Origin of the sequence: Marmoricola sp. URHB0036 (assembly GCF_000426045.1) — a bacterium.
In the GTDB taxonomy this organism is placed as follows: domain Bacteria; phylum Actinomycetota; class Actinomycetes; order Propionibacteriales; family Nocardioidaceae; genus Marmoricola.
In genome coordinates, this window is the sequence record NZ_AUEP01000005.1 from 20,973 (window position 1) to 43,239 (window position 22,267).

Annotated in this window: 21 protein-coding genes; 6 read left to right on the top strand and 15 right to left on the bottom strand. The window is 69.7% G+C overall.

The window, feature by feature from the left end; translation table 11 throughout:
• Positions 1–125: 125 nt before the first annotated feature.
• Complete coding sequence (locus tag H976_RS0105020; protein ID WP_027860656.1) at positions 126–1,547, top strand: phospholipase D-like domain-containing protein; 1,422 nt, start codon at positions 126–128, stop codon at positions 1,545–1,547.
• A 206-nt stretch (positions 1,548–1,753) separates the two neighbouring features.
• On the opposite strand, the gene arc is transcribed toward H976_RS0105020, so the two are convergent.
• From arc to H976_RS24590, 3 genes are all read right to left on the bottom strand, one after another.
• The gene (gene arc, locus H976_RS0105025; protein WP_027860657.1) at positions 1,754–3,499 is read right to left on the bottom strand and encodes a proteasome ATPase; all 1,746 of its coding nucleotides are present in this window, start codon (positions 3,497–3,499) and stop codon (positions 1,754–1,756) included.
• 136 nt (positions 3,500–3,635) lie between these two features.
• Positions 3,636–4,577 carry a tRNA (adenine-N1)-methyltransferase gene (locus H976_RS24585; protein WP_036224795.1) on the bottom strand — a complete coding sequence of 314 codons (942 nt, stop codon included), beginning with the start codon at positions 4,575–4,577 and terminating at the stop codon, positions 3,636–3,638.
• Positions 4,574–5,743 carry a site-2 protease family protein gene (locus H976_RS24590; protein WP_036224797.1) on the bottom strand — a complete coding sequence of 390 codons (1,170 nt, stop codon included), beginning with the start codon at positions 5,741–5,743 and terminating at the stop codon, positions 4,574–4,576. The genes H976_RS24585 and H976_RS24590 overlap by 4 nt, the downstream gene beginning before the upstream one ends.
• Positions 5,744–5,797: 54 nt before the next feature.
• Here H976_RS24590 and H976_RS24595 point away from each other — a divergent pair, with 54 nt between their 5' ends.
• Positions 5,798–6,730 (top strand): PD-(D/E)XK nuclease family protein, encoded by a 933-nt coding sequence (locus H976_RS24595; protein ID WP_081682684.1) that lies wholly within the window; start codon positions 5,798–5,800, stop codon positions 6,728–6,730.
• Here H976_RS24595 and H976_RS0105045 read toward each other — a convergent pair.
• The 4 genes from H976_RS0105045 to metH form a co-directional block, all read right to left on the bottom strand.
• Positions 6,669–7,301 carry a response regulator transcription factor gene (locus H976_RS0105045; protein ID WP_036224800.1) on the bottom strand — a complete coding sequence of 211 codons (633 nt, stop codon included), beginning with the start codon at positions 7,299–7,301 and terminating at the stop codon, positions 6,669–6,671. The two genes, H976_RS24595 and H976_RS0105045, sit on opposite strands and share 62 nt — an antisense overlap.
• A 49-nt stretch (positions 7,302–7,350) precedes the next feature.
• Entirely contained in the window at positions 7,351–7,758 is a 408-nt protein-coding gene (locus tag H976_RS0105050) for a hypothetical protein (RefSeq protein ID WP_027860659.1), read from the bottom strand.
• An 87-nt stretch (positions 7,759–7,845) separates the two neighbouring features.
• A complete protein-coding gene (locus tag H976_RS0105055; RefSeq protein WP_036224803.1) occupies positions 7,846–8,502 on the bottom strand; it encodes an HAD family phosphatase in 657 nt (218 codons plus the stop codon).
• A 2-nt stretch (positions 8,503–8,504) separates the two neighbouring features.
• Positions 8,505–12,146, bottom strand: a complete 3,642-nt coding sequence (gene metH, locus H976_RS0105060; RefSeq protein WP_231388811.1) for a methionine synthase — start codon at positions 12,144–12,146, stop codon at positions 8,505–8,507.
• A gap of 223 nt (positions 12,147–12,369) precedes the next feature.
• On the opposite strand from metH, the gene H976_RS0105065 reads away from it, so the two are divergent.
• Complete coding sequence (locus tag H976_RS0105065; protein WP_027860662.1) at positions 12,370–13,221, top strand: PAC2 family protein; 852 nt, start codon at positions 12,370–12,372, stop codon at positions 13,219–13,221.
• 110 nt (positions 13,222–13,331) lie between these two features.
• Here H976_RS0105065 and mshC read toward each other — a convergent pair whose 3' ends face one another.
• Genes mshC through H976_RS0105085 form a run of 4 tightly spaced genes read right to left on the bottom strand, consistent with a single transcriptional unit; the run spans position 13,332 to position 16,710 of the window.
• Positions 13,332–14,561, bottom strand: coding sequence for a cysteine--1-D-myo-inosityl 2-amino-2-deoxy-alpha-D-glucopyranoside ligase (gene mshC / locus H976_RS0105070; protein WP_027860663.1), 1,230 nt, complete (start codon positions 14,559–14,561; stop codon positions 13,332–13,334).
• 24 nt (positions 14,562–14,585) lie between these two features.
• A complete protein-coding gene (locus H976_RS0105075) occupies positions 14,586–15,377 on the bottom strand; it encodes an SCO1664 family protein (protein WP_027860664.1) in 792 nt (263 codons plus the stop codon).
• Between the two features lie 15 nt (positions 15,378–15,392).
• Complete coding sequence (locus H976_RS0105080) at positions 15,393–15,986, bottom strand: DUF3090 domain-containing protein (protein ID WP_027860665.1); 594 nt, start codon at positions 15,984–15,986, stop codon at positions 15,393–15,395.
• Between the two features lie 10 nt (positions 15,987–15,996).
• Positions 15,997–16,710, bottom strand: a complete 714-nt coding sequence (locus tag H976_RS0105085) for an MSMEG_4193 family putative phosphomutase (RefSeq protein WP_027860666.1) — start codon at positions 16,708–16,710, stop codon at positions 15,997–15,999.
• A 74-nt stretch (positions 16,711–16,784) separates the two neighbouring features.
• Between H976_RS0105085 and corA the strand changes: the two genes are divergently transcribed.
• Positions 16,785–17,765 (top strand): magnesium/cobalt transporter CorA, encoded by a 981-nt coding sequence (gene corA, locus H976_RS0105090; RefSeq protein WP_027860667.1) that lies wholly within the window; start codon positions 16,785–16,787, stop codon positions 17,763–17,765.
• A gap of 78 nt (positions 17,766–17,843) precedes the next feature.
• Here the strand turns inward: corA and H976_RS0105095 are convergent, their stop codons facing one another.
• A complete protein-coding gene (locus H976_RS0105095; RefSeq protein ID WP_027860668.1) occupies positions 17,844–18,671 on the bottom strand; it encodes an undecaprenyl-diphosphate phosphatase in 828 nt (275 codons plus the stop codon).
• 90 nt (positions 18,672–18,761) lie between these two features.
• Between H976_RS0105095 and H976_RS0105100 the strand changes: the two genes are divergently transcribed.
• Both H976_RS0105100 and H976_RS24600 read left to right on the top strand, forming a co-directional pair.
• Entirely contained in the window at positions 18,762–19,727 is a 966-nt protein-coding gene (locus H976_RS0105100; RefSeq protein WP_027860669.1) for an aldo/keto reductase, read from the top strand.
• The gene (locus H976_RS24600) at positions 19,724–19,972 is read left to right on the top strand and encodes a DUF5703 family protein (RefSeq protein WP_036224806.1); all 249 of its coding nucleotides are present in this window, start codon (positions 19,724–19,726) and stop codon (positions 19,970–19,972) included. The genes H976_RS0105100 and H976_RS24600 overlap by 4 nt, the downstream gene beginning before the upstream one ends.
• A 33-nt stretch (positions 19,973–20,005) precedes the next feature.
• Here the strand turns inward: H976_RS24600 and H976_RS0105110 are convergent, their stop codons facing one another.
• From H976_RS0105110 to H976_RS0105120, 3 genes are all read right to left on the bottom strand, one after another.
• Complete coding sequence (locus H976_RS0105110) at positions 20,006–21,334, bottom strand: M20/M25/M40 family metallo-hydrolase (RefSeq protein WP_036224809.1); 1,329 nt, start codon at positions 21,332–21,334, stop codon at positions 20,006–20,008.
• Between the two features lie 52 nt (positions 21,335–21,386).
• Positions 21,387–21,752, bottom strand: a complete 366-nt coding sequence (locus H976_RS0105115; RefSeq protein WP_155917984.1) for a hypothetical protein — start codon at positions 21,750–21,752, stop codon at positions 21,387–21,389.
• 107 nt (positions 21,753–21,859) lie between these two features.
• Positions 21,860–22,054 carry a CsbD family protein gene (locus H976_RS0105120; RefSeq protein ID WP_027860673.1) on the bottom strand — a complete coding sequence of 65 codons (195 nt, stop codon included), beginning with the start codon at positions 22,052–22,054 and terminating at the stop codon, positions 21,860–21,862.
• Positions 22,055–22,267: the final 213 nt, after the last annotated feature.

The following is a 22,267-nucleotide window of genomic DNA, read 5'->3' on the forward strand; positions in this document are numbered from 1 at the left end:
ACGGCGCTCCTGCTCGCGTCTAGACAAGTGCCTATGAATCGGGTCCTTGGCCCGGACTGTCATGTTAGGTTGCCGAGGCCCCAGCCCGGGTGTCTCGGCTCCATACTTGTCTTCGGGGGAAGCTCATGCCCGTACGTCGTACCTCGATCGCCGTCCTCGTCGCAGCCCTGCTCGCGTCGTTGCTGGCCTTCGCCGGTTCCTCTTCCGCTGCCGCGCCGGCCGCGAGTGTCGCCAAGCCGGCCGCCGCTGCCCGCGTGTTCGGCCAGCCACCGGCGAGGTACACGATCCCGGCCGACAGCTACTTCAGCTTCCCCAACGCCGGGAAGAAGACGAAGTTCGCCATCCGCAACCGGGTGCTGATGACCATCAACAGCACCTGGGGTGCACGGCGGCTGCCCAACGGCTTGTCCTCCCCGAGCGCCGGCACCATCCGCATCGCCACGTGGTCCTTCAAGGACTGGACGATCGCCCGGGCCCTGGTCGCGGCCAAGGCCCGTGGCGTCAGCGTCCAGGTCGTCGCTGCGAAGGCCCGCAACGCCCCCAACCCGGAGTGGCGGTTCCTGAAGAAGAAGCTCGGCACCCGGCTCGCCCGCGCCGGCCACCCCGAGACCGTCAACCAGGTCAGCTTCGCCCGCGAGTGCCGGGGCGCCTGCCGTGGCCGCGGCGGCACGCCCCACGCCAAGTACTTCCTGTTCACCAACGTCGGTCCCTACCACGTGAAGAACACCGTCATCCAGACCTCGATGAACCTCACCAAGATGGGCTACGAGGGCCAGTGGAACCAGGCCGAGGTCACCCACGACCCGGCCGTCTACGGCGACTTCAACACGATCTACGCCCAGACCCGCGTCGGCGTGCCCGTCGCTGCGCCGCACCGGCTGTGGGACCGCGGCGTCTACACCGACGAGTTCTTCCCGTTCCACGCCAACCCCAGCACCGACCCGGTGATGCGCACGCTCGCCCCCGTCCGGTGCACCGGCGCCCAGGTCGGTACGCCGGGCGGCCGGACCCGCATCCGCATCATCAACTACTCGATCTACGGTGATCGCGGTGTCTGGATCGCCAAGCGCCTCCGTCAGCTGTGGAACCAGGGCTGCGACATCAAGATGATCTACGCGGTCAGCAGCCGGCCGGTCGTCTCGATCCTGCGCAACGGCTCGGGCCGCGGTCCGATCCCGCTGCGCCAGTCGGTGATCACCAACAGCAAGCGCGAGATCGTCAAGTACAACCACAGCAAGTGGTTCACGATCATGGGCCGCTACGGCAACGACACCAAGGCCTACGTCACGATGAGCGGCTCGGCCAACTTCAGCCTCTTCGCCTTCACCGGCGACGAGCAGGTCCAGACGATCAAGTCGGCCGGCCAGGTGTTCCGGCACAACAACAACTTCAACGCCACCTGGCGCCAGAAGACCTCGCACAGCCCGGGCTTCGGCATCAAGGGCTCCGAGGGCCGGATGACCGAGGCCGCCCGGATCGCGCTGATCCCGGAGGAGCCGACCTGGGGCAAGGGGATCTACAAGTTCCTCGGCCCCGACGGCGACTGACCGGGCACGACGAGACGACGAGGGGCGCCGACCGCGAGGCCGGCGCCCTTCGTCGTACCCGCTCGTGTCACTCGCTCGTGTCACGTGAGAGCTCCCCGGACAGAACAGCTCCCTGGGCGCGCGCCTGACAGCCCTGGTGTGACACGAGGGCGGTTTCCCCGGGCGCCCGGGGAAACTTGTGACGGCTGAGGTCCGAGCCCCAGCGCCTACAGGTACTGACCGGTGTTGGAGACGGTGTCGATGGAACGACCCGGCTCGGTGCCCTGCTTGCCGGTGATGAGCGTGCGGATGAACACGATCCGCTCGCCTTTCTTGCCGGAGATGCGGGCCCAGTCGTCGGGGTTGGTGGTGTTGGGGAGGTCCTCGTTCTCCTTGAACTCATCGACGCACGCCTGGAGCATGTGCTGCACGCGCATGCCCGGCTGGTCGTGGTCGATGACCTCCTTGATCGCCATCTTCTTGGCCCGGTCGACGATGTTCTGGATCATCGCGCCGGAGTTGAAGTCCTTGAAGTAGAGGACTTCCTTGTCGCCGTTGGCGTAGGTGACCTCGAGGAAACGGTTCTCCTCGGACTCGGTGTACATCCGCTCGACGGTGGCGGTGATCATGCCGGCGACGCAGGCGTCCTTGTCGCCGCCGAACTCGGCCAGGTCGTCGGCGTGCAGCGGCAGCTCGGCGGTGAGGTACTTGGAGAAGATGTCGCGAGCCGACTCGGCGTCGGGCCGCTCGATCTTGATCTTCACGTCGAGCCGACCGGGTCGCAGGATGGCCGGGTCGATCATGTCCTCGCGGTTGGAGGCGCCGATGACCAGGACGTTCTCAAGGCCCTCCACGCCGTCGATCTCGGAGAGCAGCTGCGGGACGATGGTGTTCTCGACGTCGGAGGAGACGCCCGAGCCGCGGGTGCGGAACAGGGAGTCCATCTCGTCGAAGAACACGATCACGGGTGTGCCGTTGCTGGCCTTCTCGCGAGCACGCTGGAAGACCAGGCGGATGTGCCGCTCGGTCTCGCCGACGTACTTGTTGAGCAGCTCGGGGCCCTTGATGTTCAGGAAGAACGAACGTCCCTCCTGGCCGGTCCTCTCGGCGACCTTCTTGGCCAGCGAGTTGGCCACGGCCTTGGCGATCAGGGTCTTGCCGCAGCCGGGAGGCCCGTAGAGGAGCACGCCCTTCGGCGGCTTGAGCTGGTAGTCCTTGAACAGCTCGGGGTGCAGGTAGGGCAGCTCGACCGCGTCGCGGATCTGCTCGATCTGGCCCGACAGGCCGCCGATCGAGCGGTAGTCGATGTCGGGGACCTCCTCGAGCACGAGCTCCTCGACCTCGGACTTGGGCACCTTCTCGTAGACGTAGCCGGACTTGGCGTCGAGCAGCAGCGAGTCGCCGGCACGGAGGGTCAGCTCACGCAGCGGCTGGGCGAGGCGTACGACGCGCTCCTCGTCGGCGTTGGCGATGACCAGGACGCGTTCGCCGTCGGCGAGCAGCTCCTTGAACATGACGACCTCGCCGACCTCCTCGAAGTCGAGGGCGGCCACCACGTTGAGGGCCTCGTTGAGCATGACCTCCTGGCCCTTGGTCAGGTGGTCGAGCTCGACCGAGGGGCTGACGTTGACCCGGAGCTTGCGTCCCCCGGTGAACACGTCGACCGAGTCGTCCTCGTTGCGCTTGAGGAAGGTGCCGAAGCCGGTCGGCGGCTGGGCCAGCCGGTCGACCTCCTCCTTGAGGGTGATGATCTGTTCGCGGGCCTCGCGCAGCGTCTGGGCGAGACGCTCGTTCTGCGAGGTCACCGCCGACAGGGAGCGCTGCGTGTCCAGCAGGCGCTGGTCCAGGTCACGGGCACCGCCCGGTCCGTCCGCGAGCCGACGGCGCAGCTCGGCCACCTCGGCCTCGAGGAAGGAGACCTGGTTCAGCAGCTGGGCCGTGGTCGGGCCGTGCTCGGCACCTGAATCAGGCACGTGAACCACCTCCATGGGCAGGGTCTGGATTTCGACCCTACTCGGAAGAGTTGCCCTGCCAAGTGGTTAGCGACGTGTGTCACTCGTTTGGTTGTCGATCTGTTGCAATCCGTTCACAGAAGAGGTGCCGGAGGCGTCATTCCGGGTCGTTACCCTGCGGCGGCAGCCCGGCCGGACGCGGTCCGTCGTAGTCGACTCCGTAGGCACCCGGCGCGGGACGGCGCTTCTTGACCGGCGCCGAGTTGCCCGGCGCCATCCGGCGGGCGGTGACCAGGAACCCGGTGTGCCCGTTCATCTTGTGTCCCGGTCGTACGGCGAGCCCCTCGACGTGCCAGTCGCGGACCAGGGTCTCCCACGGCTGCGGCTCGGTGAACTCCCCATGGGCGCGCAGGGTCTCCACGATCCGGCCGAGCTGGGTGGTGGTCGCGACGTACGCGACCACGATCCCGCCGGGGGTGAGCGCGTCGGCGACGACGTCGACGCACTCCCAGGGCGCCAGCATGTCCAGCACCACCCGGTCGACGCTGCCGGGCTGCTCGGCACCGGGGAGACACTCGACGAGGTCGCCGACGGTGAGGGTCCAGGCCGGATGGGTCTCCCCCTCGGGGGCGCCGAAGAACTGGGCGACGTTGCGGCGGGCGATGTCGGCGAACTCCTCGCGGCGCTCGAAGGACGACACGTGACCACCGGGGCCGACCGCGCGCAGCAGGGAACAGCTCAGGGCGCCGGACCCGGCACCGGCCTCGACGACTCGGGCACCGGGGAAGATGTCGGCCATCGCGACGATCTGGGCGGCGTCCTTGGGGTAGACGACGGCTGCCCCTCGGGGCATGGAGACCACGAACTCGCTGAGCAGCGGGCGGAAGACGAGGTACTCGCCGCCCGACGTCGAGGTCAGGGTGAAGCCCTCGTCCCGGCCGATGATGTCGTCGTGGGAGATGCCGCCCCGGTTGGTGTGGAAGGACTTCCCCGCCTCGAGGCAGATGTTGTGGCGGCGGCCCTTGGCGTCGGTGAGTCGGACCCACTCGCCGGCCGAGAGCGGTCCGCGTCGTACGCCGGACCAGTCGGGGGTGCTCACTTGCGTGCACCCTCCTCGAAGGCGCGGTCCACGTCGGAGGTGGCGAGCACACCCAGGATGGACCCGTCGCCCTCGACGAGGACGTACTCCTCGGCCGGGGTGGCCGACATGGCACGGACGAGGTCCTCCCCCACGATGTCGGCCGGCAGCAGCAGTCCGTCCTCGATGGAGCGCGCGAGCGAGCTGACCGGCACCCAGGCGCGCCGGTCCTCGGGAGTGGCCAGCAGGGCCGTCTCACTGACGATGCCGCTGAGCCGGTCGTCACCGACGTGCACAACGATCGCGCCGGCACCGGCCTCCTGCGCGCGGCGGACGGCCTCGCTGACCGGAAGGTCGTCGGGAACCGCAATGACGCGCCGGGCCAGTGGGCGGGCCTTCAGCGAGGGCAGCCGGCGGCGTACGCGCGCACTGACCATGGAGGCGGTCGCCCCGGACCACAGGAAGGCGGCGATCACGACGGCCAGCACGTAGTCGGTGATGTTGGTCTGCAGGTCGAAGAACTCCCGTGCCACCCACGGCCAGAACAGCACCAGCGCGGCGGCGAAGCGGCCGCCCCACGCGGCCACGATCGTGCCTCGGTGCACGTTGCCGGTGATCCGCCAGACGAAGGCCTTGAGCACGTGGCCGCCGTCGAAGGGCAGACCGGGGATGAGGTTGTAGGCGCCGACGACGATGTTGGAGAAGGCGAGACCGCCCAGGGTGAACTTGATCAGCCCGTCGGGGCTCACCAGCCACAGCGGGATGAACGCCAGCCCGACCACGATCGAGGTCAGCGGGCCCACGACGGCGACCTTGAACTCCTGGCCAGGGGTCCGGGTCTCGGAGTCGATCTCGGTGAACCCGCCGAGGAACACCAGGCTGATCGACCGCACGCCCAGCCCGTAGCGCTGCGCCATCAACGCGTGGGAGATCTCGTGGAGCAGCAGGGAGAGGTAGAACAGCACCGCGAAGGCCACCCCGGCGACGTACTTGAGCACGCCGAGGCCGGGCTCGACCTCCTCGATGCGCGGCGCCAGCACGACGGCGATCAGCAGCGCCACCAGCAGCCAGGAGGAGCGCACCAGCACGTCGACGCCGCGGACGGACCCCACGCGCCACGTGCCGGGTGGGTAGGTCCGAGGACCGTCCCCGCTCCCCGCTGATGCGGGTGAATCCTCGTCGCTCACGAGGTAACGCTAGCGCGCGGCGACCCTGTCGGCGCTCGCACCTACGCTGGCCACATGGAAGCAGTGCCGGAGGCCGTCGTTCCGGAGGAACGCACGCGCATCGGCACGCCCGTCGACGGGGAGCGAGTGCTGGCCTCGCTCTCGCCCAGCCGCGCCTCCGACTTCCGCACCTGTCCGCTGCTCTACCGCCTGCGGATGATCGACCGGCTCCCCGAGGAGCCCTCACCCGACGCGGTGCGCGGCACGGTCGTGCACAAGGTGCTCGAGGACCTGTTCGACCTCCCGGCCGCCGACCGCACGCCCGAGCGGGCGGAGGCGATGGTGCAGGACGCCTGGGAGTTCGTGCTCGACGCCGAGCCCGCGGCGGCGACCATGTTCGTGGGTGACGAGGCCAACGACGCGGGCCTGGAGATCACGGCCTGGCTGGCCTCCTGCCGGGAGAGCCTGCGCAGCTACTTCGCACTCGAGGACCCGCGACGGCTCGAGCCGGCCGAGCGTGAGCTCTACGTCGAGGCACTGCTCGACTCGCGGCTGCTGCTGCGTGGTTTCGTGGATCGCATCGACATCGCCCCCGACGGCGCCATCCGCGTCGTCGACTACAAGACGGGCCGCTCCCCCGGTGTCGGCTTCGAGGCCAAGGCGCTGTTTCAGATGCGCTTCTACGCGCTGGTCATCTGGCGCACCCGGGGCGTGGTTCCCGCACTGCTGCGGTTGGTCTACCTCGGCGACGGTCAGATGGTCAGCTACGAGCCCGACGAGCAGGACCTGCTCGCCACCGAGCGCCTCGTCGAGGCGATCTGGCACGCCATCGAGTTCGCCCGCGAGACCGGGGAGTTCCAGCCCAGCCCGGGCTGGGCCTGCAGCTGGTGCAGCTTCCAGGCGCACTGCCCGACGTTCGGCAACGAGCCGCCCCCGATGCCGGACCTCACAGCTCCTGCTGGTCCCGGTGGCGTTGGGCCCACAGGGCCGCTCCCGTCCGGTCCATGACACCGATGGAGCTGAACACCGAAGTGAGGTGGGCCTTGACGGTCCGCTCGCTGATGCCGAGCCGCCGCGCTATCTGCTTGTTGGCCAGTCCCTGCCGCACCAGCTCGAGCACCTCCAGCTCACGGGCGGTGAGGTCTCCGCCCGCCGAACGGCCGCGGGTGCGGGAGGTGAGCAGCTGACGGGCGACCCGGGGGTGGAGCGGTGAGTCACCGCGGGAGACCGAGCGGACGGCCTCGAGCAGCTCCTCGGGGTCGGTGTCCTTGAGCAGGTAGCCCACGGCGCCCGCGTCGAGCACGTCCACGATCCGCTCGGTGTCGGAGAAGGACGTGAGCACCAGCACCTGCGACCGTCCCGCCGACACGATCTCGCGGGTGGCGCGCACGCCGTCCATCTCGGGCATCTGGAGGTCCATCAGCACGACGTCGGGCTCGAGCTCAGCTGCCTTGGCCACTGCCTCGACCCCGTTGGCCGCCTCGCCGACCACCTCGAGGTCGTCGGTGGTCGCGATCAGCCCCACCAGGCCGAGTCGCACCATGGTGTGGTCGTCGACCACGAGCACCCGCACCGTCACCCCGGCGATTATGCCGGGGTGACGGTGCGTGGGGGCGAGAAGCGCGCGGTCAGAACCGGATGGTGCCGCGGCAGATCTGCTGGGTGCCGGGGCGCTGCGCCCGGAACACGAACAAGTCGGTGCCGCTCCAGTTGCCGACGACCCGACGTACCTCGAAGGACCCGCTGGCACCGGCGGTCTTGCGCGACCCGCTGCCGGCGGCCAAGCCGTCGTGGGTGAGCGACCAGTTCCAGGTCTGACCGGCCTTGTTGCTGTCGATCTGGCCCTCGACCTCGATGCGGCCGTCCTCCGGGCTGGCCTTGAGCTTCCAGTGCGCGACGCCCTGGCAGCTGCCAGACGTACGAACGTCACTGCCGCCGCCCTTGGCGAGCGCGGGACCGCCCGTGGTGAGCAGGATGGCGGCGCCGAGGGCGACGGCCGGGGCGAGGATGCGGGTGGTGGTGCGAGTGCTGTTCATGGTGGTCTCCAGGGCTCGGATGTCTGATGCCCTGACTCTCACCGTCTGGACGGTCCGGTTGCCATTGGACGTGGGTACTACGACGCCCTACGGACGCAGGGCCAGGTCGGCCAGGTCGCGAGCACGCAGACCCTCGAGGCTGTCCCGGAACTCGCGACGGTGCCCCGCAGGGACCGGCACGTGGTGCGGGACCACGAGGACCTGACAACCGGCGGCCGCAGCCGAGGCGGCGCCCGTCGGTGAGTCCTCGATGGCGACCGTGTCACCGGGAGCGAAGCCGAGCAGCTCGGCAGCGCGGAGGTAGGCCTCCGGGTGCGGCTTGCCCTGGGTGACCTCGTCGCCGCAGACCAGCGCGTCGAAGGAACCCTCGGGGAGCGCCCGGAGCACTGGGTCGACGAACCGGCGCCACGACATCGTCACCAGCGCGCACGGCACCTCGAGGTCGCGGAGCTCGGAGAGCAGCTCGCGCGCTCCCGGGCGCCACGGGACCTCCTGCTCGACGCACACCACGACCCCGTCGAGCAGCTCCTCCACGATCTGCAGCGGCGTGCGGTCGATGCCCATGTGCACCCGCATGTACTCGGCGGAGTCGAGCAGGTCGCCTCCCACCACCGCCATGCAGTCCTCGTCCGACCAGCGGCCGCCGTACTTCGCCGCCAGGGCGTACTCGCACTCCATCCAGTAGGGCTCGGTGTCGACCAGGGTGCCATCCATGTCCCAGAGGACGGCGGTGGGCAGCGACATGGTCAGTCCTCGGGGTCGTAGCCGAGGTTGGAGGACAGCCAGCGCTCGGCCTCCGCGAGGCTCCAGCCCTTGCGCTCGGCGTACGACGCCACCTGGTCACGGCCCAGCCGACCGACCACGAAGTACTGCGACTGGGGGTGCGAGAAGTACCAGCCGCTGACCGACGCACCCGGCCACATCGCCATCGACTCGGTCAGCTCGATGCCGGCGGAGTCCTCGACGTCGAGCAGCTCCCAGAGGGTGGCCTTCTCGGTGTGCTCGGGGCAGGCGGGGTAGCCCGGCGCCGGGCGGATGCCGGTGTACTTCTCGGCGATCAGGTCCTCCTGGGCCAGCTGCTCCTCGGGGACGTGGCCCCAGAAGTCGGTGCGGACCCGCTGGTGCATCCGCTCGGCGAAGGCCTCCGCGAGCCGGTCGGCCAGCGACTCCAGCAGGATCGCGCTGTAGTCGTCGAGGTCCTCCTTGAACTCCTTGACCTTCTCCTGGCTGCCGAGGCCGGCGGTGACGGCGAACGCACCCACGTGGTCGGCGAGCCCGGTGTCCTTCGGCGCCACGAAGTCGCCCAGCGACCGGTTGGGAACGCCCTCGCGGTGGAGTCCCTGCTGGCGCAGGTTGTGCAGCGTCGCGAGCACCTCGCTGCGGTCGTCGTCGGCGTACACCTCGATGTCGTCGCCGACGGCGTTGGCCGGGAAGAAGCCGATCACGCCGTCAGCGGTGAGCCACTTCTCCTCGATCAGCCGGTCGAGCATCTCCTGGGCGTCGTCGTACAGCTTGCGCGCGGCCTCGCCCGAGGTCGGGTTGTTCAGGATGTCGGGGAACTTGCCCTTCATCTCCCACGCGTTGAAGAACGGCTGCCAGTCGATGTACTCGCGCAGCTCGGCGAGGTCGTAGTCGGAGAAGACACGAGTGCCGGTGCCCATGGCCGGGACCGGCGGGACGTACGACGACCAGTCGATCGGCGTCCGGTTGGCCTGCGCGTCCTCCAGGGAGATCATCGGCCGGTCGGACTTGGCCGCATGGCGCTCACGGAGCGACTGGTAGTCGGCCTCGGTGTCGGTGAGCAGCTGGTCACGCCGCTCGGGCGAGAGCAGCTGGGCGGCCACCGGCACGGAGCGCGAGGCGTCCTTGACCCAGATCACCGGGCCTTCGTAGCGCGGGCTGACCTTGACCGCGGTGTGCGCCCGGGAGGTGGTCGCCCCGCCGATCAGCAGTGGGATCTCGAAGCCCTGGCGGGCCATCTCGGTGGCGAAGTTGACCATCTCGTCGAGCGACGGCGTGATCAGCCCGGAGAGGCCGATCATGTCGGCGTCGACCTCCTTGGCCTTGTCGAGGATCTTCTGCGCGGGCACCATCACGCCGAGGTCGTGGACCTCGTAGTTGTTGCACTGCAGCACCACGCCGACGATGTTCTTGCCGATGTCGTGGACGTCGCCCTTCACCGTGGCCATCACGATGGTGCCCTTCTTGGTCTCCGCGTCACCGGGCTGCTTCTCGGCCTCGATGTAGGGGATCAGGTAGGCAACCGCCTTCTTCATCACGCGAGCTGACTTCACCACCTGGGGCAGGAACATCTTGCCGGCGCCGAACAGGTCGCCGACGACGTTCATGCCGTCCATCAGGGGGCCCTCGATGACCTCGATCGGACGGCCGCCACGGGCGGAGATCTCGGCCCGGAGCAGCTCGGTGTCGTCCTCGATGTGGGCGTCGATGCCCTTGACCAGCGAGTGGGTGATCCGCTCCCCCAGCGGCATCGAGCGCCACTCGAGCTCGGCGACCTCGGCCTGCTCGCCCGAGCCGCGGTGCTGCTCGGCGATCTCGAGCAGGCGCTCGGCGGCGTCGGGTCGCCGGTTGAGCACGACGTCCTCGATCCGCTCCCGGAGCTCGGGGTCGATCTCGTCGTACACCACGAGGGCGCCGGCGTTGACGATGCCCATGTCGAGGCCGGCCTCGATGGCGTGGAACAGGAAGACGGAGTGGATGGCCTCGCGGACCGGGTTGTTGCCGCGGAAGGAGAAGGAGACGTTGGAGATGCCGCCGGAGATGCGAGCGCCGGGGAGGTTCTGCTTGATCCAGCGCGTCGCCTCGATGAAGTCGACGCCGTAGTTGGCGTGCTCCTCGATGCCGGTCGCCAGCGCGAAGCAGTTGGGGTCGAAGATGATGTCCTCGGCCGGGAAGCCGACCTCGTCGACGAGGATCCGGTAGGCCCGCTCGCAGATCTGCTTGCGACGCTCGAGGTTGTCGGCCTGACCTTCCTCGTCGAAGGCCATCACGACCGCGGCGGCGCCGTACTTGCGGCACAGGCGGGCCTGCTCACGGAACTTGTCCTCGCCCTCCTTCATGGAGATCGAGTTGACGATCGACTTGCCCTGCACGTTGCGCAGCCCGGCCTCGATCACCTCCCACTTGGAGGAGTCGATCATCATCGGCACCCGGCTGATGTCGGGTTCGCTGGCGATCAGCTTGGTGAAGCGGTCCATCGCCGCGACCCCGTCGATCATGCCCTCGTCCATGTTGACGTCGATGACCTGGGCGCCGGCCTCGACCTGCTGCACCGCCACCGACAGTCCGGCGTCGTAGTCGCCCGCCTTGATCAGGTTGCGGAACTTCGCCGACCCGGTGATGTTGGTGCGCTCGCCGACGTTGACGAACAGGGAGTCCGCGGTGATGTTCATCGGCTCCAGCCCGGACAGGCGCATGGCGGAGGCGATCTCCGGCACCTCTCGGGGCGCCTTTCCGTCGACCGCCTTGGCGATGGCGGCGATGTGGTCGGGGGTGGTGCCGCAGCAGCCGCCGACCAGGTTGACCAGGCCGGCCTCGGCGAACTCGCTCAGCGTCTCGGCCGTCTCGGCGGCAGCCTCGTCGTACTCACCGAAGGCGTTGGGCAGGCCGGCGTTGGGGTACGCCGAGACGAAGGTGTCGGCGACGCGGGACAGCTCGGCCAGGAACGGGCGCATCTCCTTGGCACCCAGCGCGCAGTTGAGCCCGACCAGGAGGGGGCGGGCGTGTCGCACCGAGTTCCAGAACGCCTCGGTCGTCTGGCCGGACAGCGTGCGCCCGGAGGCGTCGGTGATGGTGCCGGAGATGACGACCGGCCAGCGGCGGCCGTAGTCCTCGAAGACGCTCTCCACCGCGAAGATCGCGGCCTTGGCGTTCAGGGTGTCGAAGATCGTCTCGATGAAGAGCAGGTCGGCTCCCCCGTCGAGCAGCCCTTTGGTGGCGTCGACGTAGGCCTCGACCAGTGCGTCGTAGCTGACGTTGCGGGCGGCGGGGTCGTTGACGTCGGGCGAGATGGACGCCGTGCGCGTCGTCGGGCCGAGCGCGCCGGCGACGTAGCGCGGCCGGTCGGGGGTGCGCTCGGTGACCTCGTCGCACGCGGCCCGGGCGAGTCGCGCCGACTCGTAGCAGAACTCGTAGGCCAGCTCGGCCATGCCGTAGTCGGCCAGCGAGATCGCGTTGGCGTTGAAGGTGTTGGTCTCGATCAGGTCGGCGCCGGCCTCGAGGTACTCGCGGTGGATCGAGCGGATGATGTCGGGCTGCGTGAGCGTCAAGAGGTCGTTGTTGCCCTGGACGTCGGAGTCCCAGTCGGCGAACCGCTCCCCGCGGTAGCCCGCCTCGTCGGGGCGGTCGCGCTGGATCGCCGTACCCATCGCCCCGTCGACCACCAGGATGCGCTCGCGCAGGGTCGCGACGAGCTCCTCGGTGCAGTCAGGGCGGTGGAACGTGATGTCGGGCAACGGGCAACCTTTCGTGGTGGGCGGCGGGCTGCCGCACCCACCAGCCTACGGAGGCGACTCCGCGCGCCCCGGGAGATACCGGATCTTGACATGGCGTGTCCAACCAAGTTGCGCGAGGCCCAACTAGGCTGAATCCGTGATCGAGATCGAGGAAGTGCCGCACCTCGTGGAGCCCGTGATGGTGGCGGCCTTCGAGGGCTGGAACGACGCGGCCAGCGCAGCGACGGGCGTGGTCGACCACCTGATCGACGTCTGGGACGCCCAGGTGGTCGCGGTGGTGGACCCCGAGGAGTTCTACGACTTCCAGGTGAACCGGCCGACGGTGTCGACCACCGACGAGGGGATGCGGCGGATCACGTGGCCCTCGACCCAGGTGTACGTCGCCCGCCCGCCCGGCTCGCACCGCGACGTGGTGCTGCTGCGCGGCATCGAGCCGAACATGAAGTGGCGCCAGTTCTGCGCCGAGCTGCTCGCCTGCGCCGACGAGCTGGGCGTCGAGGTCGTGGTGACGCTCGGGGCGATGCTGGCCGAGACGCCGCACACCCGACCGATCCAGGTGAGCGGCACGGCCACCGAGCTCGACCTCGAGGACCGGCTCAAGCTGGAGCCGGCGACCTACGAGGGCCCGACCGGGATCGTCGGCGTCTTCCAGGACGCCTGTGCCCGGCTCGACGTACCCGCCGTGTCGTTCTGGGCAGCCGTACCCCACTACCTGCCGCAGCCCCCGTGCCCGAAGGCGACGCTGGCCCTCCTCGGCCAGGTCGAGGACCTGCTCGAGACGGCCATCCCCCTCGGCGACCTGCCCGAGGACAGCCGGGCCTGGGAGCGCGGCGTGGCCGAGCTGGCCGAGGAGGACGAGGACGTCGCGGAGTACGTCCGCAACCTCGAGGAGAGCCAGGACGCCTCCGAGCTCCCCGAGGCCAGCGGCGAGGCCATCGCCCGGGAGTTCGAGCGCTACCTGAAGCGGCGGGACGCGCCGGAGGAGTAGGCGTCGGCGGTTTCACAACACGTGTTGTTGAACCGGGCGATGCGAACGGAGCCTTGGTCGCAACCCACCAACTTCGCAGCACGTGTTGGGAAACCCTGCGACCAGTGGGATCAGACCGCGATCCCCAATGCCGCATCGACCAGCCGGCGGATGACCTCGCCGGCGCCGGGCTCGGTGTCGTCGCCGAAGTCGGTGGCGTCGGCCCAGTGGTCGATCAGGCGCAGGGCGGTCGGGGCGTCGAGGTCCTCGGCCAGGGCGGCGAGTACGTCGGTCACGACCGCCGCCGTCGGGGCACCGGCACCCTTGGCGACGGCGGACCGCCACTTCTCGAGTCGGGCGCCGGCGGCGGAGACGTCGGCCTCGTCCCACTCCCAGTCACTGCGGTAGTGGTGTCCCAGCAGGACGAGCCGGATGACCATCGGGTCGAGGCCCGCCTCGCGCAGCTTGGAGACCAGCACCAGGTTGCCCTTGGACTTCGACATCTTCTCGCCGTCGAGCCCGACCATCCCGGCGTGCACGTAGGCCTGGGCGAACCGGGAGTCGGGGTCCACGACCTGGGCCTCCGACGCGCTCATCTCGTGGTGCGGAAAGACGAGGTCGCTGCCGCCACCCTGCACGTCGATGGCGGCGCCGAGGTGGTGTCGGGCGATGGCCGAGCACTCGACGTGCCAGCCGGGTCGGCCGCGTCCGAAGGAGGAGTCCCAGGCCGGCTCGCCGGGCCTCTCGTGCTGCCAGACGAGACAGTCGAGGGGATCCTTCTTGCCGGCGCGCTCGGGGTCTCCCCCGCGGTCCGCGAACACCTCGAGCATCTGCTCGCGGGTCCAGCCTGAGACCTCACCGAAGGCAGGGTCGCGGGTGACGGAGAAGTAGAGGTCGCCGTCGACGTCGTACACGCTCCCGGCCTGCTGGAGGTCCTCGATCATCGGCACGATCAGCGGGATGGCCTCGACGGCGCCGACGTACGCCTCGGGCGCGAGCACCCGAAGGGCCTCCATGTCGGTGCGGAACAGCTGGGTCTCGCGCTCGGCGAGCTCGACCCAGTCCTGGCCGGTGGCGTCCGCGCGCTCGAGCAGCGGGTCGTCGACGTCGGTCACGTTCTGCACGTAGCGCACGTCGTGTCCCGCCGAGCGCCACGCCCGGTTGAGCAGGTCGAAGGCGACGTACGTCGCGGCGTGGCCCATGTGGGTGGCGTCGTACGGCGTGATCCCGCAGACGTACATCCGGGCCGGTCCGTCCGCGGGTGTCACGTCGCGCAGTGCGCGGGTGGAGCTGTCGAATACCCGGACGGCCGGTCCGCGCGCCGGAGGTGTCCCGGGGTCGGGAGAGGTCCATGCACGCATGCAGCGGAGCCTATCGGCCGGGTCTCAGAAGGGCGGCCACGGGATCGACGGCCAGCCACCGGCGGGGACCGGGAACCGACCCTTGGCCAGCAGGCGCTCGCTGCGGCGCTCGATCGCATCGACCTCGCGCACCGTGAGCAGGTCCTCGAGCTGCTCACGCAGGTCACCGGCCAGGCCGTCGAGGACACTCTCGATGCCGGCGCTCTCGGCCCGCGACAGTCGCTGCCCGGCCCAGCCCCACAGCACGGTGCGGAGCTTGTCCTCGACGTGGAAGCACACTCCGTGGTCGACGCCGTAGCGATGGCCGTCGCGCATCGGCAGGACGTGGCCGCCCTTGCGGTCGGTGTTGTTGGTGACGATGTCGAAGACGGCCATCCGGCGCAGCGGCTCGGAGTCCTCGTGCACGAGTGCGACCGGCTCGTCGCGGGCACCGGTCGCGTCGAGCACGTGCAGGTAACCCGCCGGCAGCTCGCCCTCGGGGACGACGTCGACCGGGTCGGGGACGTCCTCGGGACCTTCCTCGGGCTCCATCCACAGCTGCACCATGCCCGGGCCGGCCGGGCCGTCGCGCAGGACGGTCGGTGGGACCACGTCCCACCCGAGGTGGTCGGAGATCACCCAGGCGGCGTACTCCCGGGCCGCGAGGGTGCCGTCGGTGAAGTCCCACAGCGGCCGCTCCCCCGAGCTCGGCTTGTAGACGCACTGCACACCCGCCTCGCCCAGCCGGGCGAGGAAGGTGTGGTTCGAGGCGGGCATGATCCGGCCGAGCACGACCAGCTGGCCGTCGAGGAGCGTGGAGGGCGCGGGGGCGGACATGTCGGTCACGTCGGCTCAGGCTTGGGACCGGCGGTACCCGTTGGAGCGCGGGCAGAGGTGACCGTCGGCGTCGATCGGGCCGCCGCAGAACGGGCACGGCGCGCGACCTGCGGCCACGACCGACTCGGCCCGAGCGGCGAACGAACGTGCCATGGCGGGCGGCATCCGCACCAGCAGCACCTCCTCGGGCTCGGGCTCCTCGATCGGCAGGTCGATCAGCTCCTGCTCGGCGGCATCGACGGGCAGCTCAACCTCCACCTCGGCCACCGGGAAGACCTCGATCACCACGCGCTCGTCGCCCGCGTCCCACGACAACGTGATGGTGCCGGCGCGGAACTCCTCCTGGAGCGGCTGCTCGAGGGGCTCGTTGTCGATCAGGGCGACCGGTGTCATGGCCGGGATCGTCGTCGCGGAGTCCTCGGCCTGGATCAGCTCGTCGAGCAGCTCGGCCACCCGCTCGCCGAGGATCTGCACCTGCTGCTTCTCCAGCGCCACCGAGGTGACCTGTGCGCCGGCGCGGGCCTGCAGGAAGAAGGTGCGGCTTCCGGGCTCGCCGACCGTGCCCGGCACGAAGCGCTCGGGCGGGTCGAAACGATGGATGACCGGCATGGCTCCGAGCCTAGACAGTGCCCGAAGTCGTCGTGGTCGCAGGACCGGCACCGCCGCCGACGACCGCGTCGCTGGAGCGCGTACGACGCTTGCGGGGCTTGCTCGCCAGGTGCGCCAGCGACCCGGCGCTCGAGTTCATGGTGAGCACGAAGGCGCGATGGGGCGTGTAGCGGACCACCGAGAGACTCCCGGGGTCGACGGCAATCCGCTGGAAGGCGTCGAGGTGCATCCCGAGGGCGTCGGCCAGGATCGCCTTGATCGGGTCTCCGTGGGACACCGCCAGCCAGACGGCGTTCTCGTCGGCCGCGTCCTCGACGGCCGCGTCCCGGGCGCGGATGGCGGCGACGACCCGGGCGGACATCTCCTGCAAGGACTCGCCGCCGGGGAAGCGCGCCCCCGACGGTTGCACCTGCACGGTCCGCCAGAGCTTCTCCTTGGCCAGCCGCTTGATCTCCTGGCCGGTCCACTCGCCGTAGTCGCACTCCAGCAGTCGCCGGTCACTCACGGCCCGCAGCCCCGGGGCCATCAGCTTCGCGGTCTCCCGGCATCGTTCGAGCGGGCTCGTCACGACCGCGGTCAGCGGCAGCCCGGTGAGCCGCTCGGCGGCCAGCCGCGCCTGCGCGATGCCGGTCTCGTCGAGGTGGACGCCCTTGGTCCGTCCGGCCAGGACACCGCCGGTGTTGGCCGCGGTGCGTCCGTGCCGGGCCAGGATCACGGTTGCCATGCGGGGAGCGTACGCGGCTCTCATATCCGCAGGGGTGTCGCACATCGGTCGCGGACAGCACCTAGCCTGCTGGTGTGATCGTCGACAACGCGCTGTACCGCAACGGGGAACGGGTCGACCTGGATGTCGACACCCATGACCTGGCCAGTGTGCGGGCCAAGGCAACGGGCGCCGACGACTTCGTCTGGGTGGGTCTCTACGAGCCCGAGAGCGACGAGCTCGCAGCCGTCGCCGACCTCTACGACCTGCACGAGCTCGCGGTCGAGGACGCGCTCGCGGCCCACCAGCGGCCCAAGGTCGAGCGCTATGGCGACTCGTTGTTCATCGTGCTCAAGACGCTCTGGTACGTCGACGAGCGGGATGCCGTCGAGACCGGCGAGATCAGCATGTTCGTCGGCCACAAGTTCGTCATCACCGTCCGCCACGGCGAGGGCGGTGGCCTGCACGACGCACGGATGCGTCTCGAGGAGGCCAGCAACGTGCTGGCCCACGGCCCCTCCGCGGTGGTGTACGCCGTGTGCGATGCCATCGTCGACCACTACGAGGAAGTGGCCGGTTCGTTGCAGGAGGACGTCGACGAGGTCGAGCAGTCGGTGTTCTCGACCGAGCGCACCAACGACTCCGCCCGCATCTACGTCCTCAAGCGCGAGCTGGCCGAGATGCGCCGGGCGGTGATGCCCCTGCGCGAGCCGATGAACAAGTTCACGGCCGGGGCCGTGCACGGCATCCACAGCGACGCCGGGCCCTACTTCCGCGACGTCGCCGACCACCTCAACCGGGTGGCGGAGACGATCGACACCCTGGACTCGCTGCTCTCGACCGCCTTCGACGCCCACATCGCGCAGATCTCGATCCAGCAGAACAACGACATGCGCACCATCTCCGCCGCGGCCGGCATCATCGTGGCTCCGACGATCGTGGGCAGCATCTACGGGATGAACTTCAGCAAGATGCCCGAGCTGCACTGGACCCTGGGCTACCCGATGGCGATCGGGTTGATGGTGCTGAGCTCGCTGATCGTCTACATCATCAGCAAGCGCGCCGGCTGGCTGTGACCTCGTGGCTGGTCCGGTGCGTCATACGAATCGTGGCCTTGAAGCCACAGTTCGTATGACGCAAGAGGGGCTGGGGGCTCAGGTCGCGGTGATGACACCCGTGGCGAGCAGGCCGAGCACGGTGAAGCCGAGGACGAGTCGGTAGGGCACGAACCAGGCGATCGAGTGGCCGGCGACGAACCTCAGCAGCCAGGCGATCGCGACGTAGGCGACAGCGAAGCTGACCAGGGTGCCCACGACGGTCGGGCCGACGCCGATATCGCTGCCGATGGCGTCCTTGAGCTCGTAGAGCCCGGCCGCCAGCAGGGCCGGGATCGAGAGGAAGAAGCTGAGCCGGGTGGCGGTCACGCGGTCGAAGCCGCGCAGCAGGCCACCGGAGATGGTGGCGCCCGAGCGCGAGACACCCGGTATCAGCGCCACGCACTGGACCACGCCGACGATGACCGAGTCGAGCATCGTCAGGTCGCGCTCGGACCGGTCCTTGCGACCGACCCGCTCGGCGTACACCATCACCGCGCACCAGAACACCAGCGAGGCACCGACCCACCACAGCGAGCGCAGCGAGCCGCTGATCACGTCCTTGCCGAGGAAGCCGACGATGCCGATGGGGATCGAGCCGACGATGATGTACCAGCCGAAGCGGTGGTCGAAGTGGCCGCGGTACTCCGGATGGAACAGACCCCGGAACCAGGCAGCCGCGATCCGCCAGATGTCCCGGCGGAAGTAGAGGAGTACGGCGGCGATGGCGCCCATCTGGATCACCGCGGTGTACGCCGTGACCCCCTTGTCGTCGACCTGGAGGCCGAGCATCTTCTCCACGATGGTCAGGTGTCCGGTGCTGGAGACCGGGAGGAACTCGGTGAGTCCCTCGACGATCCCGAGGATGACGGCGTCGAAGTAGTCCATGGCAGGAGTCAGGTTACGCACGGCGCCTGACCGCCACCTGACCGGCGAGCCGCGCGTCCCCGGTTATCTCCGGGTGGGTAGCGTTTGGCCATGCAGCAGCGGCTCCTCGGTGCGACGGGGCTCTCCGTCTCGCGCTTGGGGCTGGGCACCATGACGTGGGGCCGCGACACCGACGAGCACGAGGCCCGCGAGCAGCTGGCCGCCTTCGTCGGCGCCGGGGGCACGCTGGTGGACACGGCGGCGGGCTACACCGACGGCGACTCCGAGCGGCTGATCGGCTCGCTCATCGGCAACGTGTGCGAACGCGACGACCTGGTGCTGGCCACGAAGGCGGGCATCGGCCGGCGCAAGGGCGAGCGCTACACCAACGCCTCGCGCGGTCACCTGGTCAGCTCGCTGGACGCCTCGCTCAGGCGGCTCGGCGTCGACCACGTCGACCTCTGGCAGGTGCACACGTGGGTCGACGACGCCCCGCTGGAGGAGACGCTCAGCGCGCTCGACCACGCCGTGACGAGCGGCCGGGCGGCCTACGTCGGCGTCAGCAATTACAACGGGTGGCAGTCCGCCCAGGCCGCCACCTGGCAGCGCGCAGTGCCGGGTCGGGCGACCCTGGCGTCCAACCAGGTCGAGTACTCCCTGCTCAACCGGGCCGTCGAGGCGGAGACGATCCCGGCTGCGCAGGCGCTCGGGCTCGGCGTACTCCCCTGGTCGCCGCTCGGCCGCGGCGTGCTCACCGGCAAGTACCGCGGCGGCACCCCCGCCGACTCCCGCGCGGCCTCGCCGCACTTCTCCACCTTCGTGGGGCGCTACCTCGACGACTTCTCCCAGCGCGTCGTGGAGGCTGTCGCCCGCGCGGCGGACGGCCTCGGCTGGTCCTCCCTCGAGGTGGCGCTGGCCTGGGTGCGCGACCGGCCCGGGGTGACCGCGCCGATCCTCGGGGCTCGCACTGCCGCGCAGCTGCGCGAGTCGCTGTCCGTCGAGGAGTGCGAGCTCCCGGCCGAGATCGTGCAGGCGCTCGAGGACGTGTCCGCCGACAAGCAGGAGGCCCTGGATTGACCAGCGCGAAGCAGCGACGGATCGAGCAGCGCCGCGCGCTGCGTCCCGGTGTGGAGTACGAATACTCCAAGATGCTGATCTCACGCGAGCACTCCCGCAGCGCAGTGACTCGGATGCTCGTGGAGCGCGCCGAGCAGGGCGGTTGGGAGCTCGACCGCGTCCGGGTGGGGTACGACGGAACCCGCCGGGTGCAGCTGCGCCGACGGATCATCCGTCAGCGGATCGCCTTCCTCGTCGAGGTCTAGAGCCGCGCGTCCAGGACGCACGCCACTGGCGACTCAGATCCGCCCGAGGAACCGGTCGAACACGCGCGCCCCGAACTCGAGCGCGTCCACGGGGACCCGCTCGTCGACGCCGTGGAAGAGCGCGGTGAAGTCGAGCTCCTCGGGCAGCCGCAGCGGCGCGAACCCGAACGCACGCATACCGAGCTGGGTGAAGTGCTTGGCGTCGGTCCCCCCGCTCATCAGGTACGGCGCCACCAGGGCATCGGGATCCTCCTCGAGCAGCGAGGCCGTCATGGCATCAGCCATCTCCCCGTCGTACGGCGTCTCGAGCCCGCCCATCTTGCTGATGAAATCGATGTCGACGCCCGGGCCCGCGAGCTCGTGCAGGGTGGTCAGGAACTCGTCCTCCAGCCCGGGCAGGAAGCGCCCGTCGACCTGGGCCGTGGCCTGGCCGGGCACGACGTTCACCTTGTAGCCGGCGTCGAGCATCGTCGGGTTGGTGGTGTGCCGGATCACCGCCCCGAGCATCCGTGCGGCCGAGCCGAACTCCTCGATCAGCTTCTCGGCGTTCTCCGGGGTCGCCTCGGTGCCGGCCAGCTCGGCCACGGCCCCGAGGAGCACCTTCATCGTCGGGGTCAGCTGCACCGGCCACTCGTGGCGGCCGATCCGCGCCACCGCCTCGGCCAGCGTGGTCACCGCGTTGTCGGGGTGCACCATCGACCCGTGCCCCGCATGGCCCTTGGCGGTCAGCCGCATCCAGGCCATGCCCTTCTCGGCCGCCTCGATCAGGTAGAGACGACGCCCCCGGACCGTGGTGGAGAACCCGCCGACCTCCCCGACGGCGTAGGTGCAGTCCTCGAACCACTCGCGCTTGGCCTCGACGAGCGGGCCGGCGCCCTTGTGGCCGCCCGCCTCCTCGTCGGCGGTGAAGCACAGCACCAGCGGACGGTCAGGGAGGACACCGGCGCGGGCCCGCGCCCGGACGGTGGAGAGCAGCATCGCGTCGAAGTCCTTCATGTCGACGGCGCCGCGGCCCCAGACCTGGCCGTCGTGGATCTCGCCGCTGAACGGATGCTGCTGCCAGTCGTCGGCATCGGCGGGTACGACGTCGAGATGCCCGTGCACGAGGACGGGGTCGCCCTTGGTGCCGCCCCACCGGGCGATCACGTTGGTCCGGCCGGGCTCGGCCTCCCACAGCTCGCTCTCGATGCCGACCTCGTCGAGCAGCGTGGCGACGTGCTCGGCCGCCTTGCGCTCCCCCGGGCCGGGCTGGTCACCGAAGTTGGTGGTGTCGATCCTGATCAGGTCGCGGCAGATCTCGGTGACCTCGGCCGCCGGGTCGTAGGCGCTGGACTGGGCGGTCTCGTCGCTGATCGGGGTCATTCCCCCATGGTGCCCCAGAACGGGCACGACCCAACCTGGGGTGGGCTGCGAGCTAGATGAGGTGGCGGGAGCCGGCTCGGGGCGACATCACCCGCGGCTCGGACCAGCGCACGAACCCGGCGGTGTTGACCACGCCGAGCTGGAGCACCTCGGCCTGCGGCCGGGTCTTGGTCGTCTCCCACGACTTGGAGTGGCGCCAGCTCTCCTCGAAGACCTGGATCTCCAGCACGGTGGTGCCGGGGGCGACGCGGCTGACGGTGCGCTCGCACCAGGCACGTGCGGCGGCCATGTCGGGCCAGCGGCGCTCGACGATGACCTCTTCGTAGCCATCGTCCTCGGGCACGCGCATCTGCAAACGCCCCAGTGCGGTGGTCCCGATGGCCGCGCTGGTGGCCATCCTCGCGTGCGTTTCCTCCATGTTTCGAGGCTAGGTCTCCGGGGTCGCCGAAGCACGAATGACCGCGTGGCGACCCCGGACCTGTCTAGCCCGCGTGGACTAGTGCGTCTGTGCGCGTTTGAAAGCGCTTACTTCTTGAACGCGTCCTTCACGTTGCCGGCGGCGTCCTTGAGGTTCTCCACGCCGTCCTTGATCGAGGCCTCGGCCTGGTCGCCCTTGCCCTTGCCCTCGAGCTCCTCGTCGTTGGTGGCCTTGCCAGCGGACTCCTTGACCTTGCCCTTGACGTCCGTGACCTTGTTGGCGGCCTTGTCTTCGGTACCCATCGTGGTGTCCTTTCGTCGGATGTTCTCCCCTTGAGGAAACCCATATCCGCCGTACCCATGCATGTGACCTTGATCGCGTCACACCGGGCCGCTGAGCGTGAACCCCTCCACCGGCGTGTGAGCCCGCTAACAAGGTGCTAGCTGAGAGTTTGCAAGCCTCGTCCTGCTGTGGCTGACTGGGCGGCCGCGGTGCCCGCCAGGCATCGCCCATGA

Excerpts from the sequence above, each read along its gene's own strand:
- H976_RS0105020 (WP_027860656.1), top strand. The coding sequence starts at position 126 with ATGCCCGTACGTCGTACCTCGATCGCCGTCCTCGTCGCAGCCCTGCTC.
- H976_RS24595 (WP_081682684.1), top strand. The coding sequence starts at position 5,798 with ATGGAAGCAGTGCCGGAGGCCGTCGTTCCGGAGGAACGCACGCGCATC.
- H976_RS0105050 (WP_027860659.1), bottom strand. The coding sequence starts at position 7,758 with ATGAACAGCACTCGCACCACCACCCGCATCCTCGCCCCGGCCGTCGCC.
- H976_RS0105055 (WP_036224803.1), bottom strand. The coding sequence starts at position 8,502 with ATGTCGCTGCCCACCGCCGTCCTCTGGGACATGGATGGCACCCTGGTC.
- metH (WP_231388811.1), bottom strand. The coding sequence starts at position 12,146 with ATGGGTACGGCGATCCAGCGCGACCGCCCCGACGAGGCGGGCTACCGC.
- mshC (WP_027860663.1), bottom strand. The coding sequence starts at position 14,561 with ATGCGTGCATGGACCTCTCCCGACCCCGGGACACCTCCGGCGCGCGGA.
- H976_RS0105075 (WP_027860664.1), bottom strand. The coding sequence starts at position 15,377 with ATGTCCGCCCCCGCGCCCTCCACGCTCCTCGACGGCCAGCTGGTCGTG.
- H976_RS0105080 (WP_027860665.1), bottom strand. The coding sequence starts at position 15,986 with ATGCCGGTCATCCATCGTTTCGACCCGCCCGAGCGCTTCGTGCCGGGC.
- H976_RS0105085 (WP_027860666.1), bottom strand. The coding sequence starts at position 16,710 with ATGGCAACCGTGATCCTGGCCCGGCACGGACGCACCGCGGCCAACACC.
- H976_RS0105095 (WP_027860668.1), bottom strand. The coding sequence starts at position 18,671 with ATGGACTACTTCGACGCCGTCATCCTCGGGATCGTCGAGGGACTCACC.
- H976_RS0105100 (WP_027860669.1), top strand. The coding sequence starts at position 18,762 with ATGCAGCAGCGGCTCCTCGGTGCGACGGGGCTCTCCGTCTCGCGCTTG.
- H976_RS0105110 (WP_036224809.1), bottom strand. The coding sequence starts at position 21,334 with ATGACCCCGATCAGCGACGAGACCGCCCAGTCCAGCGCCTACGACCCG.
- H976_RS0105115 (WP_155917984.1), bottom strand. The coding sequence starts at position 21,752 with ATGGAGGAAACGCACGCGAGGATGGCCACCAGCGCGGCCATCGGGACC.
- H976_RS0105120 (WP_027860673.1), bottom strand. The coding sequence starts at position 22,054 with ATGGGTACCGAAGACAAGGCCGCCAACAAGGTCACGGACGTCAAGGGC.